Annotated in this window: 19 protein-coding genes; 10 read left to right on the forward strand and 9 right to left on the reverse strand. The window is 66.6% G+C overall.

The genetic code is table 11. The annotated features are described in order from the left end of the window. Positions 1-38 precede the first annotated feature (38 nt). Positions 39-542 (reverse strand): GNAT family N-acetyltransferase, encoded by a 504-nt coding sequence (locus ACFPOB_RS05630; protein ID WP_377796579.1) that lies wholly within the window; start codon positions 540-542, stop codon positions 39-41. Between the two features lie 734 nt (positions 543-1276). Between ACFPOB_RS05630 and ACFPOB_RS05635 the strand changes: the two genes are divergently transcribed. The 9 genes from ACFPOB_RS05635 (at position 1277) to ACFPOB_RS05675 (ending at position 9749) form a co-directional block, all read left to right on the forward strand. Further along, on the forward strand, positions 1277-2434 hold the full coding sequence (locus tag ACFPOB_RS05635; protein ID WP_377796581.1) for an acyl-CoA dehydrogenase family protein: 1158 nt from the start codon (positions 1277-1279) through the stop codon (positions 2432-2434). Between the two features lie 172 nt (positions 2435-2606). After that, positions 2607-3269, forward strand: a complete 663-nt coding sequence (locus ACFPOB_RS05640) for a glutathione S-transferase family protein (RefSeq protein WP_377796583.1) — start codon at positions 2607-2609, stop codon at positions 3267-3269. A gap of 85 nt (positions 3270-3354) precedes the next feature. Further along, positions 3355-4296 carry a DMT family transporter gene (locus ACFPOB_RS05645; protein WP_377796585.1) on the forward strand — a complete coding sequence of 314 codons (942 nt, stop codon included), beginning with the start codon at positions 3355-3357 and terminating at the stop codon, positions 4294-4296. Positions 4297-4528: 232 nt separating this feature from the next. Further along, entirely contained in the window at positions 4529-5518 is a 990-nt protein-coding gene (locus tag ACFPOB_RS05650; protein ID WP_377796587.1) for a LysR family transcriptional regulator, read from the forward strand. Then, on the forward strand, positions 5518-6036 hold the full coding sequence (locus tag ACFPOB_RS05655) for a tripartite tricarboxylate transporter TctB family protein (RefSeq protein WP_377796588.1): 519 nt from the start codon (positions 5518-5520) through the stop codon (positions 6034-6036). Before ACFPOB_RS05650 ends, ACFPOB_RS05655 begins: the two co-directional genes overlap by 1 nt. Positions 6037-6039: 3 nt before the next feature. Beyond that, a complete protein-coding gene (locus ACFPOB_RS05660) occupies positions 6040-7542 on the forward strand; it encodes a tripartite tricarboxylate transporter permease (protein ID WP_377796590.1) in 1503 nt (500 codons plus the stop codon). Between the two features lie 61 nt (positions 7543-7603). Then, positions 7604-8575 (forward strand): tripartite tricarboxylate transporter substrate-binding protein, encoded by a 972-nt coding sequence (locus tag ACFPOB_RS05665; protein WP_377796592.1) that lies wholly within the window; start codon positions 7604-7606, stop codon positions 8573-8575. 78 nt (positions 8576-8653) lie between these two features. After that, positions 8654-9229, forward strand: a complete 576-nt coding sequence (locus ACFPOB_RS05670; protein ID WP_377796594.1) for an ureidoglycolate lyase — start codon at positions 8654-8656, stop codon at positions 9227-9229. Positions 9230-9302: 73 nt separating this feature from the next. Next, positions 9303-9749: a DUF1236 domain-containing protein gene (locus ACFPOB_RS05675; RefSeq protein WP_377796595.1), complete on the forward strand. Its 447-nt coding sequence runs from the start codon at positions 9303-9305 to the stop codon at positions 9747-9749. Between the two features lie 94 nt (positions 9750-9843). Here ACFPOB_RS05675 and upp read toward each other — a convergent pair whose 3' ends face one another. The 6 genes from upp to ACFPOB_RS05705 all read right to left on the reverse strand — a co-directional run bounded on the left by upp (position 9844) and on the right by ACFPOB_RS05705 (position 16857). After that, positions 9844-10485, reverse strand: a complete 642-nt coding sequence (upp, locus tag ACFPOB_RS05680; protein ID WP_092155571.1) for a uracil phosphoribosyltransferase — start codon at positions 10483-10485, stop codon at positions 9844-9846. A 34-nt stretch (positions 10486-10519) separates the two neighbouring features. Then, positions 10520-11737 carry a URC4/urg3 family protein gene (locus ACFPOB_RS05685; RefSeq protein WP_377796598.1) on the reverse strand — a complete coding sequence of 406 codons (1218 nt, stop codon included), beginning with the start codon at positions 11735-11737 and terminating at the stop codon, positions 10520-10522. A gap of 8 nt (positions 11738-11745) precedes the next feature. Further along, the gene (locus ACFPOB_RS05690) at positions 11746-13008 is read right to left on the reverse strand and encodes a GTP cyclohydrolase II (RefSeq protein WP_377796600.1); all 1263 of its coding nucleotides are present in this window, start codon (positions 13006-13008) and stop codon (positions 11746-11748) included. Positions 13009-13238: 230 nt separating this feature from the next. Further along, positions 13239-13400 (reverse strand): Thivi_2564 family membrane protein, encoded by a 162-nt coding sequence (locus ACFPOB_RS05695; RefSeq protein WP_091831753.1) that lies wholly within the window; start codon positions 13398-13400, stop codon positions 13239-13241. Positions 13401-13603: 203 nt separating this feature from the next. After that, complete coding sequence (glyS, locus tag ACFPOB_RS05700; RefSeq protein WP_377796603.1) at positions 13604-15913, reverse strand: glycine--tRNA ligase subunit beta; 2310 nt, start codon at positions 15911-15913, stop codon at positions 13604-13606. After that, positions 15913-16857 carry a glycine--tRNA ligase subunit alpha gene (locus ACFPOB_RS05705; protein ID WP_377796605.1) on the reverse strand — a complete coding sequence of 315 codons (945 nt, stop codon included), beginning with the start codon at positions 16855-16857 and terminating at the stop codon, positions 15913-15915. Before ACFPOB_RS05705 ends, glyS begins: the two co-directional genes overlap by 1 nt. A gap of 300 nt (positions 16858-17157) precedes the next feature. Between ACFPOB_RS05705 and ACFPOB_RS05710 the strand changes: the two genes are divergently transcribed. After that, positions 17158-17439: a hypothetical protein gene (locus ACFPOB_RS05710; RefSeq protein WP_377796607.1), complete on the forward strand. Its 282-nt coding sequence runs from the start codon at positions 17158-17160 to the stop codon at positions 17437-17439. 10 nt (positions 17440-17449) lie between these two features. Here the strand turns inward: ACFPOB_RS05710 and ACFPOB_RS05715 are convergent, their stop codons facing one another. Together ACFPOB_RS05715 and ACFPOB_RS05720 are read right to left on the reverse strand one after the other, a co-directional pair. Next, entirely contained in the window at positions 17450-18229 is a 780-nt protein-coding gene (locus ACFPOB_RS05715; protein WP_377796608.1) for a tRNA1(Val) (adenine(37)-N6)-methyltransferase, read from the reverse strand. Further along, positions 18226-18510 (reverse strand): putative signal transducing protein, encoded by a 285-nt coding sequence (locus tag ACFPOB_RS05720; RefSeq protein ID WP_377796610.1) that lies wholly within the window; start codon positions 18508-18510, stop codon positions 18226-18228. Before ACFPOB_RS05720 ends, ACFPOB_RS05715 begins: the two co-directional genes overlap by 4 nt. Positions 18511-18633: the final 123 nt, after the last annotated feature.

Raw genomic sequence — 18633 nt, forward strand, 5'->3', positions numbered from 1 at the left:
TGCTTCGCCGCCGTGTTCCTCGCAATGACGGGAATTGCTCAGACTTGTCTGGCAAGCGCGCGCCGATAGAGGTGACGCTCCAACTCCGGCACATAGCGCTGGCGGATGAAGCCGGCCTTCTCGAGAACACGGCAAGAGCCAAGGTTCTCGGGGCGGGCGAAGGCCCTCAACTCTGGTAGACGCAGCCGGTCGTTCGCTTCGGCGACGCTCGCCGCTGCCAGCTCGCTCGCATAGCCCCTGCCCCAGGCCGAGGGCGCGAACCAGTAACCGAGCTCGACGCCCCAGCCCGGATCGAATGGATCTTCGAAAAGACCTCCCCAACCCAGTATCGTTCCGTCCGCAAGGCTTCTAATCGTCCAAGGCGCATAGCCTAGCCGGCGGCGCTGCCATTCATGCCCGGCGACGTGGCGGCGGCAGGCGCGCAACGTCTCGAAATGAGCCGTGTGCCGCATCGCCTGTGCATCGCCGAGAACAGCGAAGAGCGCCGGGACGTCGGAGAGCTTCGTAGGGCGCAGCGAGAGCCGATCGGTCAGGATTTCCATTCGCATTGCCTAGCGTATTTCCGCGATTCTTCGAATCGAAAATGCTCCAAGCTCTTGTTTTATCGTATTTTCTTCACGCGAACCGGTATCCACTTCGCTCGAAAATGCTCTAGCAAAAAATGCGCTGGCCGGATGCAACGAGCGCGGCCCCTCGACGAGAGCAAGCCTTGGCTGGCATAGCCGGGATCGAAACCATATTGCGCTGGAACAGTCTGGCTGAAGCGGATTCTAAAGGAAAAGCATTGCACGTCTTGCGAGATGCCGCACGCAGCAGTGCCTCCCGCACGACCAGGTGCATTGTCTGTGCAGATCCGCGACGCCGGTGCGCTTCCGCACATGGCCGGCGAGCGTCGATCTCTTGCCGGTAACGCTCATGTCGACCCGACAGCAAGCCGGGCCTGATCGCCGAGCGCCCGCGCAACGCCCTCCTCGTCTCGCCTTTGACGCTCTGACACCGGCGCCGCACTGAACGCGACTGCGAGCTTCGGCGTCACCGCAATGGCATCTACTGGCTGGAATTGGCTTGACCGCGTCGAAGAGCGGGCCAAGCGCTTTATGAAGCCAAAGCGGCCGGCAGCAAGCGCGTCGTCGCGCGCACCGCCGCCTGGGCGGCAGCCGCAGCGGACCGCCAGGACAGCCCGCCTATGCACCGCGCGACGAGCGAAGCCGCGCATTGGCGGCCAGCGGCGCAGGCTCTAGAGTTCGCGTTCCTGTCCCAGTGTGAGCCGGCCGCCATGCATTTTGCCCTGACCGAGGAGGAAGAGCTCATTCGCGAGAGCGCACGCAAGCTCGCCGGCGAGCGGCTGGCGCCGCTGGCAGAACGGCTCGACCGTGGCGAGGGGCGCAGCGAGTTCCTCGCCAATCTGAAGCTGCTCGCCGAAAACGGCTTCATGGCGCTCAATATCCAGGCCGGCTTCGGCGGCACGGAAGCCGGCACCGTCGCCTTCGCGCTGGCGCTGGAGGAGCTCGCGGCCGCCTGCGCCTCGACCGCGGTCACCACCTCGGTCACCAACATGGTCGGCGAGGTGATCCAGGCGGTCGGCACCTCGCGACAGCAGGCGGACCATCTGCCCAAGCTCGCCGACGGCACCTACCCGGCCGGCGCCTTTTGCCTCACTGAGTCCGGGGCCGGTTCCGACCCCGCCGGCATGAAGCTGCGCGCCCGACGCGACGGCGACGACTATGTGCTCGACGGCGAGAAGATCTACATCACCTCCGGCGAATACGCCGGGCTCTTCGTGGTCTGGGGCGTGACCAACCCGGATGCCCCCAAGGGCAAGGGCATCTCGGTCTTTCTGGTGCCGGCCGATACGCCAGGCGTCAGCGTCGGCAAGGCCGAGAAGAAGATGGGCCAGACCGGCTCGGCGACCAACACCATCCATTTCGACGGCGCGCGCGTGCCGGCAGCCAATCTGATGGGCAAGGAGAATGACGGCTTCCGCGTCGCGGTCGGCGAGCTCGCGGGCGGGCGCATCGGCGTCGCCTCGGTCTCGCTCGGCATCGCCCGGGCCGCGATGGATGCGGCAAAATCCTATGCGCGCGAGCGCAAGCAGTTCGGCCAGGCGATCTCGGAGTTTCAGGGCCTGCAGTGGCTCATTGCCGATCGCGAGCTCGATCTGCACGCGGCGCGGCTGCTCATCCTCGACGCCGCCGCGAAGAAGGATCGCGGCGAGCCCTTCGCCAAGGAGGCCTCGATGGCCAAGCTCTTCGCCTCGGAAGCAGCGCATCGCTGCACCGACGCGGCAATCCAGATCCATGGCGGCGCCGGCTATTGCCGCGACTTCCCGGTGGAGCGCTATGCGCGCGATGCCCGCATCACCCGGATCTACGAGGGCACCTCCGAGATCCAGCGCCTGATCATCGCCCGCGAGACCTTGCGCCAGCTCGGCTGAGCTTCCTAGATCATCGCGCGTCTGAACGGACGCGGCAACGATGATCTAGCACGTTGTTATCGCATCGGATTTGTCCGGAAAGTGGATTCCACTTTTCGGCCCGATGCTATAGAATTTTCTTCTCCGCATCCGCCGGATTCGGAACCCCTTCCCGCTCGCCGGAATCCTGCCCATGTCCCTGACCATCTATGGCTGCTATCGCTCGCGCGCGACGCGCAATGTCTGGCTCGCCAACGAGCTCGGCCTCACCTTCAAGCATGTGCCGGTGATCCAGGCCTATCGCCTGCCTGACCCTAAGGCAGCCGATGCGCCGGTGCATACGCGCAGCGCCGAGTTCCTCGAGGTCAATCCGAACGGCCATATCCCCTCGATAGACGATGACGGCTTCGTCCTGCACGAATCGCTGGCGATCAATCTCTATCTCGCCCGCAAGCATGGCGGGCCCGTCGCGCCGAAGGATGTGCAGGAGGAAGGGCTCGCCGCGATGTGGGCGCTCTGGGCGGCGACCGAATGCGAGAGCCACGCGCTCAACCTGACCTACCATCTCGCCGCCTATCCGCCGGAGAAGCGCGATCCCGCTTTGGTCAGCGCTGCGCTCGCAGCCCTGGCCGCGCCGTTCGCCGTGCTCGACAAGACGCTGGCGGAAGGCGGCGGCTATGTCATGGGCGGGCGCTTCACTGTGGCCGACATCAACACCGCCGAGATCATCCGCTACGCCAAGCCGGCGACACAGCTTTTCGACGCCGCGCCGAACGTCAAGACCTGGCTGGACAAGCTGCATCAGCGCCCGGCCTTTAAGGCGATGTGGGCGGCGCGCGAGGCGGAGCCGGCATAAGGCATTTGGTGGAAATCGGGTGGTAGGGCCTGGTCCGGCTGCCTACTGACGCAGGATGACCCGCCTTGCGAGGACAGATTGCGCCATGACACTGCCGATCCCCACCCCCTCGCTGCGCATGGGCCCGACCGAGTGGCTCTTGCTCGTCGTCCTCTCGATCCTGTGGGGCGGCTCGTTCTTCTTCAACAAGCTCACCGTGGCGGAGTGGCCGCCCTTCGCCGTGGTGCAGGTGCGCGTCGGGCTAGCGGCGCTGGCGCTGCTGCTGGTGGTGCGGATCACCGGGCAGTCCATGGCTGTCGGGCGCAGCATCTGGCTCGCCTTCTTCGGCATGGGCATCCTCAACAATCTGATCCCGTTCAGCCTGTTCCTCTGGGGCCAGCAGCAGATCGCAAGCGGCCTCGCCTCGATCCTGAACGCGACGACGCCGATCTTCGCCGTTCTGGTCATGCATTGCTTCGGCAATGAGAAGGCGACCGGGCTGAAGCTCGGCGGCGTGCTGGCCGGCCTCATCGGCGTCGGCATCCTGATGGGTCCCGATGCGCTGAGCGGTCTCGGCTCAAATCTCGCGGCGCAGCTCGCCTGCGTCCTGGCGGCGGTCTCCTATGCCTTCTCAGGCCTGTTTGGCCGCCGCTTCCGCGGCCTGCCGCCGCTCGTCGCCGCCACCGGCCAGCTCACCGCCTCGACCATGATGATCGTCCCGATCGTCTTCTTCCTGCATCCGCCGTGGACGCTGCCGGTGCCCTCTCAGCAGGCGATCCTCGCGGCGATCGGCCTGGCGCTGATCTCGACGGCGCTGGCCTACATCATCTTCTTCCGGATCATGCGCACTGCGGGGCCGAGCAATGTCATGCTCGTGACCTTCCTGATCCCGGTCAGCGCCATCCTGCTCGGCTCCGGCCTGCTCGGCGAAGAGCTGCTGCCGCGCCATTTCGCCGGCATGGCGGCGATCTTCGTCGGGCTCGCCCTGATCGACGGCCGGGTCGCCGGATTGTGGAGCACGAGGCGAGCCGACGCTCCCACGGCTTGACCGGGCCCGGCCCGGCGCTCACAACCTTCTGAAGAATCAATTCATTACGGCTCTGCTCTTCCGCTTGAGCGACATTCACCCTGTGGATGCCGCCCTGCGGCGACGAGCTTTGTTGCCAATAAATTATGAATTGCTCTAGGGTCGCAAAACTGGCGGCAAGCGCTAAAGGGCATAACCGAAACAACTGGCAGATATCACAAAAAGCGATACGCCAGAGGGGAGCGCGACAACCATGGATTTGCGGCAACTGCGATGTTTCATCGCGGTGGCGGAAGAGCTGCACTTCGGCCGGGCGGCCGAACGGCTCGGCCTTGCACCACCAGCCCTTTCACGCCAGATCAGCGCGCTCGAGGACGAGCTCGGCGTCAGCCTTTTGACCCGCACCACGCGGCAGGTCGCGCTCACCCGCGCCGGCCTGATCATGCTGGAAGAAGCCAAGGCCATCCTGGTTCGGATGGAGCGGGCTTCCCGTTCGGTGCGCGAAGCCTCTCTCGCATCCAGCAAGGTGCTGCGCGTCGGCGCGATCGACGCGGCCTCGTCGAGCTTCGTGCCGGAGGCGCTCGTCACCTTCCGCTCGCGCCATCCCGGCATCGAGATCAAGTTCGTCGAGGCGATGACGGCGCCGCTGGTGCAGATGCTGGAGGCCGGCAAGCTCGACCTCGCTCTGCTGCGCCCGCCGCGCAAGCCGACCGACTGCGCCTTCGAGATCCTGCGCGTCGAGCGGCCGATCGTGGTGCTGAGCGAGAGCCACCCGCTCGCCGCGCGCGAACACCTGACCATGCAGGATCTGGTCGGCGAGCCTTTCGTTGTTCCCTCGAAGCGTATCCGCCCCTTCGCCTATGACCTGGTCATGGCCTATTTCGAGAGCGTCGGCGCGGTGCCCAACGTCACCATCGAGGCGACCGAGAAGCCGGCGATGATGTCGGCGGTCGCGGCCGGGCTCGGCATGGCGCTCGCGCCGGACTGGGTCTCGCGATTGAGCTTTCCGGGCGTCACCATGCGGCGCCTGCGCGGCGCGCTGCTCGATCCGCCGCCGCCGGGCGCCCTCGTCGGCGTCGCCTGGCGCCCGCACCAGAAGCTCGCGGCGCGCGACGACTTCCTCGCCATCCTGCGCGAGAGCGTCACCCTGATCGACGACGGCAACGTCCTGCCGTTCAGCGTAACCGGGCGCGGCAGAAAGCCTGCCACGCGCACAGCAACCATCCGAGCCGGAGGACATTGATGAGTCTGAACAAGATCGAGGCGGCGCGAGGTTGGCGCATCCGTTCGACGCAGGATCTGGCCGCCGGCCTGTTCATGATCGCACTGGCCGGGCTGGCGCTATTCCTGTCCCGCGACCTCGCGACCGGGACGCTGCGCCAGATCGGCCCAGGCATGCTGCCCAAGGCGTTCGCCTGGATCTGTGCCGGGCTCGGTGCGCTGCTCGCCTTCAACTCGCTGCGCTATAATGGCGAGAAGCTCGCCGGCTGGTCCTGGCGCGGGGTCCTCTTCGTCCTCGGCGCTGCGGTCGTCTTCGGGCTGACCATTCGTGGCTTCGAGATCGGCCCGCTGAAGGTGCCGCAGCTCGGCATGCTCGTTTCCGGCCCGCTCGTGGTGCTCATCTCCGGCCTCGCGGCCGAGGATGTCAGGCTCAAGGAGCTGGTGATCTTCGCCATTGCGATGACGACCGGCTGCGCCCTCCTGTTCAAATACGCGCTGGGTCTGCCGATCCCGCTGGCGCCCTGGCTGCTGGGGATCTGAGCCATGACCGAGATGTTCGCGAATCTCTCGCTCGGCTTCGGCGTCGCGTTGACGCTGAAGAACATCGCGCTCTGCTTCACCGGCTGCCTGGTCGGCACGCTGATCGGCGTGCTGCCCGGCGTCGGCCCGATCGCCACCATCGCCATGCTGCTGCCGATCACCTTCGGGCTCGATCCCGTCGGCGCGCTGATCATGCTGGCGGGCATCTATTACGGTGCCCAATATGGCGGCTCGACCACCGCGATCCTGGTCAACATCCCCGGCGAGGCGACCGCCGTCGTCACCACGCTCGACGGCCACCAGATGGCCAAGCAGGGCCGCGCCGGCGTGGCGCTCGGCACCGCTGCGATCGGCTCCTTCGTCGCCGGCTGCTTCGCGACCCTGATCATCGCCGCGCTCGGCGCGCCGCTGACCAAGCTGGCGCTGCTGTTCGGTCCAGCCGAGTACTTCTCGCTGATGGTGATGGGCCTGTGCTTTGCCGTCGTGCTGGCGCGCGGATCGATCCTCAAGGCCTTCTGCATGATCATGCTCGGCCTCCTGCTCTCGACCGTCGGCACCGACCTCGAGACCGGCCAGGAGCGCATGACCTTCGGCTTCCCGCCGCTCTCCGACGGCATCGACTTCGCCGTGCTGGCGATGGGCGTGTTCGGCTTCGCCGAGGTCCTGCGCAATCTGGAGAACCCGGAGACGCGCGATGTCGTTCGTACCAAGATTGGCCGCCTGCTGCCGAGTTGGGAGGACATCAAGCAGTCCGTAGCGCCGTGCCTGCGCGGCACCTTCATCGGCGGCACGCTCGGCATCCTGCCCGGCAACGGCGCCGTGCTCGGCCCCTTCGCCAGCTATACGATCGAGAAGAAACTCGCCAAGGACCCCTCGCGCTTCGGCAGGGGCGCGATCGAGGGCGTGGCGGGTCCGGAATCGGCCAACAACGCCGGCGCGCAGACCGCCTTCATCCCGCTGCTCACCCTCGGCATCCCGCCGAATGCGGTGATGGCGCTGATGGTCGGCGCGATGACGATCCACGGCATCATCCCCGGCCCGCAGGTCATAACCAAGAACCCCGACCTGTTCTGGGGCATGATCGCCTCGATGTGGATCGGCAACCTGATGCTGCTGATCATCAACCTGCCGCTGGTCGGCGTCTGGGTAAAGCTGCTGCAGGTGCCCTACCGGCTCATGTTCCCGGCGATCCTGATCTTCTGCTCGATCGGCATCTACTCGGTGAACAACCAGCCTGTCGACGTCGCCTTCACCGCGCTGTTCGGCCTGTTCGGCTACCTGCTGATCAAGCTCGGCTTTGAGCCGGCTCCGATGCTGCTCGGCTTCGTGCTCGGCAAGCTGATGGAAGAGAAGCTGCGCCAGGCGCTGATCATCTCGCGCGGCTCGTTCATGACCTTCATCGAGCGGCCGATCTCGCTCGGATTGCTACTGGTCGCCGTCGCCATCCTCGTCATCGCGCTGCTGCCGTCGATGTCGAAGAAGCGCGACGAGGTCTTCACCGAATGACGGGGTTGCCACCCAGCCCCGTTCCACCATCTTGAATGTATTGAGTCAGGGAGGACTACCCATGAAGACGCTCGCCCTCAGTCTCGCCGCAGCGCTCGCCTTCGCGCTGCCGGCGCAGGCCCAGTCGAAGTACCCGGAGCGGCCGATCACGATGATCGTGCCCTTCGCTGCCGGCGGCCCCACCGACATCATCGCCCGCATCGTCAGCGAGAACATGTCGAAGACGCTCGGCCAACAGATCGTGGTGGAGAACGTCGCCGGCGCCGGCGGGACCACCGGCATCACCCGCGCGGTGACCGCGGCGCCGGATGGCTACACCATCGCGATGGGGCATCTGGGTACTTTCTCGGCTGCCCCGGCCACCTATCCCGGCCTGAAATACGATCCGATCAACGGCATGCAGACGATCGGCCTCGCCGGCGGCACGCCGATCCTGATCGTCGCCAAGAAGGCCTTCGCGCCGAAGGACCTCAAGGAGTTCGTCACCTTCGTGAAGGCGAACGCCGACAAGGTGAACGAGGCCCATGCCGGTGTCGGCTCGGTGTCGTGGACGACCTGCACCCTGCTCAAGGGCCAGCTCGGCGTGCCGAAGCTGAACTCGGTCGCCTATCGCGGCACCGGCCCGGCCCTGAACGACCTTGTCTCCGGCCAGGTCGACTTCATGTGCGACCAGATCGTCAGCGTCGCCGAGCAGATCAAGGCCGGCACGATCAAGGCCTACGCCGTCGCCTCGGCGGAGCGCTCGCCGGCCCTGCCCGACGTCCCGACCACCAAGGAAGCCGGGCTCCCCGAGTACCAGATCGAGGCCTGGAACGGCATCGCCGCGCCGAAGGGCCTGCCGAAGGATGTCGTCGACAAGCTGGTCGAAGCGCTCGACAAGGCGCTGAACGACGAGACCGTCAAGAAGCGCCTGCTCGACCTCGGCACCGTGCTCCCGACCAAGGAAGAGCGCACGCCAGCCGGCTTCGCCGCGCTGATCAAGCGCGACGCCGACAAGCTCTCGCCGGTTCTGTCGGCTGCGCCGAAGCAGTAAGCGCCAAACGCATGCACCAATGGACGGCGGGCCTCGTGCCCGCCGTTTTCTTTTGCGCAGCTCGCTCTACGATGCGGCATGCATCGCATCGCCCTGCCCGTCTTTCCGCTCACCGCCGAGGCCTTTGCTCCCTATGGCCGCGTCCTGTCTCCCTCGGGAGCACGCGACACCGGCCGCGAGGGTTATGACATCTGGATCCAGCCCTTCGCTGCCGAAAGCCGGCCGCGGCTGCAGATCGTGCGCTACCATGCACGTCCGTTCGTCGTCGCCCTGATCGAACGGCATCTCCACGTCACCGAAGCGCGCCAGCCGCTCGGCGGCCCCCCCGCCATCATCGTGGTCGCCGAGCCGTCGGAGCTGCCGCCGGCGCCCGAGACTCTGCGGGCCTTCCGGCTCGATCGCGAGGGCGTGCTGTTCCACCGCGGCACCTGGCACGCGATCGACGCCTATCCCGAGCGCGGCGGCCATGCCGACTTTCTCTTCCTGTCGGAGGAGGCAACGGTGAACGAGCTGTTCGACGATCCCGGAAAAACGCCCGCGCGCACCCGGGTCCACGACTTTCGGGCTGCCGGCATCGAGATCGTGATCGATACCAACGCGCTGTCAGACAAACCGAATTGGCGATACCCGGTCACGATTGTACACAGTTCGTGACCAGGCCGGCGGAACTACAAGCCGAGCCGTCCGTTTCTCCTGCCGAAGTTTCCACTCTGGAAGGAGAACGGACATGTTCAAGAAGCTTGCTCTCGTCACCGCCCTCGCCATCGTTCCGGCGGCGGCTTTCGCTCAGAATCCTGATGGCGCCCAGGGCGGCGCGGCCAGCGGTATCGTCGGCGGCGCCACCGCGGGTGCTGTCGGCGGCGCCGTGGTCGGCGGCCCGGTCGGCGCAGTCGCCGGTGCTGTCGGTGGCGCGGTGGTCGGCGGCTTCACCGGCGCGGTGATCGGCGACAACGCTCCGCGCTTCCGCACCTATGTCGTCGAGCAGCGCGTTCCCTCGTATACCTATGCCGAGCCGGTCACCGTAGGCACCGTGCTCCCGCAGCAGGGCGTGGTCTATCGCGAGGTGCCGGCCGAGTTCGGCGAGCGCGCCAGCGGCTATCGCTACACGGTCGTGAACAATCGCACCGTGCTGGTCGAGCCGCAGACCCGCCGCGTGGTCCAGATCATCGAGTGATCTTAGTCGATCCCCTGCTCGCTCGCGTCATCAAGGCCTGAGTGACCATCCGGATCACAGGGCCCACCCCGAAAAGGGTGGGCCTTTTCGCGTGTCAGCGCGTGCCGAACATGCGGTCGCCGGCATCGCCGAGGCCGGGAACGATATAGCCGTGATCGTTGAGGCGCTCGTCGATCGCCGCCGTCCAGATGCGGACATCCGGATGGGCGTCGCGCATGCGGGCGATGCCTTCGGGCGCGGCGAGCAGGCAGACGAAGCGCAGGTCCTTGGCGCCGCGCTCCTTCAGCCGATCGACCGCCGCCACCGCGGAGTTGGCGGTCGCCAGCATCGGGTCCATCACCACGATCATGCGGTCGGCGATGTCGGAGGGCGCCTTGAAGTAGTATTCGACCGCCTGCAGCGTCTGCGGGTCGCGATAGAGGCCGATATGGGCGACGCGGGCGGCCGGCACGAGCTCGAGCATGCCGTCGAGGAAGCCGACGCCAGCACGCAGGATCGGGGCGAAGACCAGCTTCTTGCCGGAGATCACCGGCTGCATCGATTTTTGCAGCGGCGTCTCGATCTCGATCATCTCGGTCGGCAGGTCGCGCGTGACCTCGTAGCAGAGCAGCATGCCGATCTCGTTCAGCAGCTGGCGGAAGCTCTTGGTCGAGCGGTCCTTCTCGCGCATCAGCGTCAGCTTGTGCTGCACCAGCGGGTGGTCGACGACGGTGACGCCGTTAGCGCTCGTGGCCATGCAATCCTGATCCCCTTCGTCTTCTTGTCTTTGTCTAGAATACCGTGCCGTCGCTGACGATGGTCAAGGGCGGACCGCCGCCTTCGCGCCTTTCGCGAGCGATGCGGCGGCCGGCAGCCCAGGTCCCGCCCTCCAGCACCTTGGCGAGCGGCAACTGCTCGGCGCTCAGGCCGAGTTCGGCGCGCACCAGTTCGCCGATCCTGTCGAGCAGCGCAACCGTCAGCGCCCGCCACTCCACCACGAGCTGCGAGCCGACCTCATGGCCCCGCACCGCATCGGCAGGGTCCTTCAGTTCGAGCACCCCGAGGTCGAGCAGGAGCCCGCCATTGCGATATTCCGGCAGGCCGGTGAGGTCGTCGATGCCGACGACCCGGATGCCGGCCCATTGCAGCGGCTCGATCAGCGAATAGCTCAGCCATTGCGAAAGCTTGTGGAAGGGCACGATGCCCCTGGTGATCTCGCCAGGGGCGATCAGCGGATGCTTCCAGCTGTCGCCGAGCGCAATGCCGGCATAGCTCAGGCGCGACGGCCAGATGCCGCCCAGCACTTCCAGCACCTGCGAGAGGATATAGGCGGCGCGGATCGAGCGGCCCTCGGCGGCTTCGACCAGCCGGTCGAACAGATCGCCCGGACGGGTGAGTCCGTGCCTCTCCAGCTCCTCGCCGAGGCGATTGAGCAGCGCTGCACGGCCTTCGAGACCGACCAGCGGGTTGGTATCGGAGGTCTGGAAGCCTGCCGCCAATGCCTCGACGTCGAGATGTTCAAGCGCAGCGACATCCACCCGCAGCGGCTCCGCTGAATTGCTGGAAAAGGCTCCGGCGGCGAACATGTCGAGCGAGGCCAGCGCCAGCCCCTCCGAGCGGCCGATGCTCTGGCCGGTGACCGCATCGCGATAGCGCCAGTCGGCGCCGGCCCCGGCATCGAGCAGGACGCTGACGACGGCGAGATCATAGGCGGCGCGGCCCCGCGCCCGGGCGTCGGCGAACTGCGCTTTCGCGTCGAGAACCTGCCAGCGATCCACGCCGGCGATGACGAAATGGCGCCAGCGAGCGTGGAAGGGAATGTCGAGCGACGGATAGTTCTGCCGGATCGTCTCCAGCACATAGGCGGCACAGGCGGCCAATCGCTCGGGGTGGACGCTGAAATGCGTCAGCCGGCCGGCAAGGCCGAGCCGCAGCATCTCATGGGCGCGTTCGCGGACGGCAGCCGGCTTCAGCAGCAAGCGGACGGCTTCAGGATTGGAGTCAGGCATAGGCGCTATCAGAACTTCTCGAGGTCGCGGCCGATGGTGGCCTTGAGCGCGTTGTCGCCTGGCGTGCCATCCGGCGAGTAGTAGCCCGCTGCCTTCTTGGCCTCGATCTCGACCGAGGCATCCGGCGGGACCAGTTCGGGCGGAATCGCGACGCGCTCGCCGATCTCGATGCCGCTCTCGACCATGGCGTCGTATTTCATGTTCGACATCGACATCAGCCGGTCGATCCGCTTCACGCCGAGCCAGTGCAGCACGTCCGGCATCAATTGCTGGAAGCGGGCATCCTGCACGCCGGCGACGCATTCGGTGCGCTCGAAATAGGTCGCGGCGGAATCGCCGCCCTCCTGGCGCTTGCGGGCGTTGTAGACGAGGAATTTGGTGACCTCGCCGAGCGCCCTGCCTTCCTTGCGGTTGTAGACGATCAGGCCGACGCCACCTCCTTGCGCCTCCTTCACGGCTTCCTCGATACCGTGAACGAGATAGGGCCGGCAGGTGCAGATGTCGGAGCCGAACACGTCGGAACCGTTGCATTCGTCATGGACGCGGCAGGCCAGCGTCTTCCTGGGGTCGCAAATCGCCGAGACCTCGCCGATGACATAGGCCGTGATCGAGCCGATCGGCGGCAGGAAGACCTTGAGGTCGGGCCGCGTCACCAATTCCGGATACATGCCGCCGGTCTGCTCGAACAAGGTGCGGCGGAGTTCATTCTCGGTCGTGCCGAAACGGTCGGCGATCCCCGGCAGATGCCAGACCGGGTCGACCGCGATCTTGGTGACGCTGATATCGCCGGAACCGTGCAGGATGGCCCCATCGGCCGCGAGCCGGTGGCCAGCCATGGCTGCGAGGATCTCGGGCAGGTTGAGGCGCGCCTTGGTGACCGCGATGGTCGGGCGGATGTCGATGCCCTCGGCGATCCATTTGCCGAAATCCTGGGCGACGCGATGGCCGAACGGATCGAGCGAGACGATCCGGCCGGGCTCGAACCATTGCGCCTGCGGCAGGATGTCGGAGGTCGGATGGGTGTTGGTCAGGTCCGGACGCTGCGCCGGGTTCATCGCCCGGGCGGAGATGGCGAGCGCGCGATAGACCGAATAGGAGCCGCCATGGGCGCCGATGACGTTGCGGTCGGCCGGGTTGGTGGTCGAGGCAATGACCGGGCCTCGCTCCTGCGGTGTCGCGGCGCCCCAATGGATCGGGAAGCGCGCCGCGGCGCTGCCGGGCTCGGGATGCGAGGTCAGGCGGATATGGCTGGTGCGGTTCTGCGACGTCATCGCGGTGATCGCTCGATCTCAAAACGGGAAAGGGCCCCGGGACGGGTCGCGTCCGGGGCCCTCTGGACCAATAAGAGTCTGGATCAGCGCGGCATTTTCGTCAATTGCCGGTTGAAGCCGTCACCACCGTCATGGGCGGGCCTTGCCCCGACCATCCACGTGCTCGCCGGTCACGGGCGATGTTCGCATGGACACCCGCCACGGGGCGGGCATGACGGCGGCCCCTTGGGCTAGAAGACCGCGAGATAGCGCAGCAACGAGATGATGCCGATGATGATGACGATGATCTGGATGATATTCTTGATGTTACCGTCGACCGGCAGCATCCGCACCAGATAAAGCACGAGGGCGATCACCAGGATGGTGATCAAAAGCGAAATCAGAATGCTCATGGCTCAAATCCTCTTATCGCGGCCGAAAGCCGGCCCCCCGAGACGCTCGCTGCGACGCATTCGCAGAAAGCTGTCTCGGGCAAGAGAACGTGGAGCCCTGCGAAAAAGTTCCGGAAGGGTAGCTGGCTGAGGACGAGCCAACCTTGCGAACGAGGGTGCGGGGAACCCTTCTCCCATCCGGGAGAGGGGTTCTGCGTCGCGCCCTACCCCGCAATCCGCGAGAAATCCGCCACGGCGCGGGTCGCCTCGCGCAGCTGGTTCAGCAGCCTGAGGCGATTGGCGCGCAAGGCCGGATCGGGATCGTTGACCGTGACCTTGTCGAAGAAGGCGTCGACCGCCGGCCTGAGCTCGGCCAGCGCCGCCATGGCGCCCTCATAGTCCTCGGCAGCGATGGCAGCCTCGGCCTTCGGCGTCGCCTGGGCCAGCGCGACCGCCAGCCCCTTCTCCTCGATCAGCCCGGCAGCGGCGATGAGCTGGAGATCGGCAGCGCCGGCGAAGGCGCCCTCGCCGTCCTTCTTCTCCTCGGCCCTGAGGATATTGGCGGCGCGCTTGTAGCCGGCGAGCAGGCTCTTGCCGTCCTCGGTCTCGAGGAAGCGGCCGAGCGCCGCGACGCGGCGAGTGATGAGGAAAAGATTGCAGCTCTCCGGCGCAATGACGGCATCGATGATGTCGTGTCTGGTGCCGATCTCACGGAGATAAACCCTGAGACGATCCTGAAGAAACAAGCGCAGGTCGTCGCTGATCGCAGGGTCGTGCTCATCAACGAGCCGCAGCCATTCGTGCCCTTCATCCCGGCTTGCGGCGACCAGCGCACGCGCCTGCTCGCCGAACATCCCGCCAGCGGCCGCTGCGGACAAGATGGCGCCGAGCTTCTCGGGTGCCGACGGTGAGGTGCCGATCTGGTGACGCAGCAACTGTACGTCATTGAACCGATCGATAGAAAAGTTCAGACCGTTTTCCAGCACGATCCGAATCACGCCCAGCGCCGCACGACGCAGCGCGTAGGGGTCCTTGCTACCGGTCGGTTTCTCGTCGATCGCCCAGAAGCCGACGAGCGTGTCGAGCTTGTCGGCGAGCGCCACCGCCACCGAGACCGGATCGGTCGGGACACGGTCGGAAGGGCCGAGCGGCTTGTAATGCTCCTCGATCGCGGCGGCGACCGAAGCGTTCTCCCCCTGCAGCTCCGCATACTTCCGGCCCATCAGGCCCTGCAGTTCCGGGAACTCGCCGACCATTTCGGTCGGCAGGTCGGCCTTGGCGAGCCGGGCGGCGCGCTCGGCCAGCGCCGGATCGGCGCCGACGATCGGGGCCAGATCCTTCGCGAGCGCGGCAATGCGCTGGACGCGCTCACCTTGCGTGCCGAGCTTCGCGTGGAAGACGACGCCGAGCCTGTCGAGCTTGGCCATGCGCTGGTCGAGCGGCTTCGACAGGTCGAGCCCGAGCTTGTCGGCGCTCTCCTTCAGCGTATCGAGATCAGGCAGCGGGCCGCGATCGGTCTGCCAGAAATAGGCGGCGTCGGAGAGGCGCGCCCGGACGACGCGGCCATTGCCGGCGGTGATCGCCTGGCCGCCATCGCTCGCGATCAGGTTCGAGACCGGGATGAAGCGGTTGGCGAGTTCTCCGGTATTGGGATCGCGCAGCACGAAGCATTTCTGGTTGGCGCGGATGGTGGCGCGGATCGCCTCGCCGGGAATCTCGAGGAAGCGCTCCTCGAAATCGCCCATCAGCACGACCGGCCATTCGACGAGGCCGGCGACCTCCTCCAGCAGTCCCTCGTCCTCGACCAGCTCGAGGCCAGCGGCGAAAGCGAGGTTCCTGGCGTCGGCGAGAATGATCTCCTTGCGGCGATCGGCATCGAGCACGACCTTGGCCCGCTCCAGGCTCGGGACGTAGTCGTCGAAGCGCTTCACCGTGATCGGCCCCGGCGCATGGAAGCGGTGGCCATAGGTGACGTTGCCGGACTGGATGCCGTCGACCTCGAAGGGCACCACCTCCGGGTCCTCGGTCTCGGCGCCGAAGGTGCAGAGGATCGAATGCAGCGGGCGGACCCAGCGCAGCGAGCCGGTCTCGGCCGAGGCCTTGCCCCAGCGCATCGACTTCGGCCAGGGGAAGGACCGGATCACCGCCGGCACGATCTCGGCGATCACCGCAACCGTCTCCTCGCCGGGCTTCTCGATCACGGCGACATAAGAGTCGCCCTTCTTGGGATCGCTGACGATCGTCGCCTCAGCGAGCGAGGTCAGCCCGGCGGCCTTGAGGAAACCCTGCACGGCGGCCTCGGGCGCACCGACGCGCGGCCCCTTGCGCTCCTCGCGGACATCGCGGCCGCGCACCGGCAGGCCGGCGATGGTGAGGGCGAGCCGGCGCGGCGTCACGAAGGCCTTGGCACCCTCATAGGTCAGGCCGCGCTCGACCAGCGCATCGGTGACGAGCTTCTTCAGGTCCTCCGCCGCCTTGCGCTGCATGCGGGCGGGGATTTCCTCGGAGAAGAGTTCGAGCAGGAGATCGGGCATCAGTTCGCTCCTCCGCCGGCGGTCTGCAGCCAGGCGGCGCCGCAGGCTTTGGCGAGCTCGCGCACGCGCAGGATGTAGCTCTGGCGCTCGGTGACCGAGATCACGCCGCGTGCATCGAGCAGGTTGAAGACATGGCTCGCCTTGATGCACTGGTCATAGGCCGGCAGAGCGAGCTTGTGCTGAGCGGAATTGGCGCCCTCACCCGCCTCGCCGGCGGCGAGCAGCGCCTTGCACTCGGCCTCAGCATCGCCGAAGTGCCGGAACAGCGTCTCGGTGTTGGCGTATTCGAAATTATGCCGCGAGAACTCCTGCTCGGCCTGCAGGAAGACGTCGCCATAGGAGACGCGGTCCTCGCCCTCGAGGCCGTTGAAGTTGAGGTCGTATACGTTCTCCACGCCCTGGACATACATGGCGAGGCGTTCGAGCCCATAGGTCAATTCGCCCGCGACCGGAGCGCATTCGACACCGGCGACCTGCTGAAAGTAAGTGAACTGGCTGACTTCCATGCCGTCGCACCAGCATTCCCAGCCAAGGCCCCAGGCGCCGAGCGTCGGGCTCTCCCAATCGTCCTCGACGAAGCGGACATCGTGCAAAGCGAGATCGACGCCGATCGCTTTCAGCGAGTCGAGATAGAGCTGCTGCAGGTCCGGCGGCGACGGCTTCAGGATCACCTGGAACTGGTAGTAATGCTGCAGCCGGTTGGGGTTTTCGCCATAGCGACCGTCCTTGGGCCGGCGCGAAGGCTGGACATAGGCTGCCTTCCAGGGCTTCGGGCCCAGCGCCCGCAGCGTCGTCGCCGGGTGGAAGGTGCCGGCACCGACCTCCATGTCATATGGCTGGAGGATGACGCAGCCGCGCTCGGCCCAGAAGCGCTGCAAGGTCAGCAGCAGGCCCTGGAAGGAGCGGGTCGGGTTCATGGGGTCGGAGGACGCGGCCAAGGGCATCAGCCTTTTAAACTGTCGAGAAAACGTGCGGCGTGATTAGGGGCTGGCGGCGCATATGGTCAAGCGCGACGCATGTCCGCCGACGGTCGGCGGACATGCGTTGCCGCCTTTTTGGACGCAGTTCCGGCCGCAGAACCGCTGCACACGTCTGCTGTAATTGCTTCGGGCCATGAACGGCGCGTGAACCCTTCGGCAAGGATCGCATTCATATAGCCGCGGCTATCGTCGCTTCATCGAACGGTCCGCGGCATTCGGGGCGAGTGCTTGAGACGGGCCGATGCGACACGCAGGAGTTTGCACATGCTGTCGAACCGTATCGCCGCCGCCCTGTTCGGTGCCGGCGCCCTCCTTGTCACCGGCCTCGCTACCGCCCCGGCCAGTGCCGCGCCGATCGCGGCGGGCGCGCCCGCCGCCTCGACCAGCGCCGGGCTGGTCGAACAGATCCAATACTATGGCCGGCCCTATTACGGCCCGCGCCGTTATTATGGCCGCCCGGTCTATCGTCCGCGCTGCTATTTCGTCGATCGCCGGGTCTGGAACGGCTATCGCTGGGTGATCCGCCCGGTGCGCGTCTGCCGCTGAGCCGGCGCCCCTAGGCGAGCAATGCCTCGCCCCGGTGGAGCGCTTCGCTGAAGGCGGTGAAGCGCCCATCAGCACCATTGAGAATCAGAGCCGGCAGCAAGGCTGCCGGCTTTTTGCTGCCGAGGCGGGCGGAGACGATCACCCGGATCGCCGGCCGCTCCGCCTGGCCGTGGACCGGACGGACCTCGACCGCGCCGAACCCTGTCTCCAGCCCTGCGAGAATCGCGCCCAGCGCCTCGGCGCGGTGGATGATGCTGACGCCGCCGTCCGGCTTCAGCACGTGACGCGCCGCCTTCAGCCAGTCAGCGAGCGATTGCCCGGCGACATGGGCTACGCGTCGATTGGCGACAGGAGAGGCACGCACCTCTCCTGTTTCGAAAAAGGGCGGATTCATCGCGACCCAGGCAAACGATGCCGCCGACAGCTCTGCGCGTGCGAGATCGCCGTTCCGCTCGCCGATCGTTCCCACAACAGCCCGGGCACGCCCGTCCAGCCCGTTCAGCCCGGCATTGCGTGCCGCCAGCGCGGCCAGCTCCGGATCGCGCTCGACCAGAACCACATCGAGCGCCGGCTGGCGCAGCGCGACGCTGAGCCCGACCGTGCCGACGCCGGCGCCGAAATCGGCGAGCGGCCCCTCGCCCAGCTCCGGGATCGCCGCGGCGAGCAGGATGGCGTCCGAGCCGGCGCGATGCCCCTTCACCGGCTGCAGCAGCCGCAGCCGGCCGCCGAGCAGGCGGTCTTCAGCGATCTCCCCGAGAGCTAATGGCTCAGCCGCGGGCGATTCCGTCATGACGAAGCGGCAGGGCGCAGTTCGTCGCGATAGCCCGCCTCGATCAACAGAGCGCGAGCGCGCTTGCTGTCCTGCTCGCGCACCAGCAGGCGGCGTGGAAAGGCGCCGATCATGCCTTCGAGCGCGCTGATGTGCTGATCGGCGATCAGGCAACCCAGACCGGCGGAGGCCAGTAGCGCTTCGATGGCACCGAGCAGGACAATGTCGTTGGAGCGGACGAGTTCGTGCATGCCGCCATGGAGCCCGGCGGGCCGGTTCGGCGCAAGCGCAAAGATCGTCACTGCGGGCAGCGACGCCGCAGCGCAGCGTCAATCTGCTGCGCCGCGACAGGATTGCCGGGGCTGGCCACGCATGCCAGCTTTGTGGCAAGGGCATAGCGCGCAAATGCGCGAGAACAAGGCCGG

This window comes from Allobosea eneae, from assembly GCF_042657265.1.
Classification (GTDB): domain Bacteria; phylum Pseudomonadota; class Alphaproteobacteria; order Rhizobiales; family Beijerinckiaceae; genus Allobosea; species Allobosea eneae.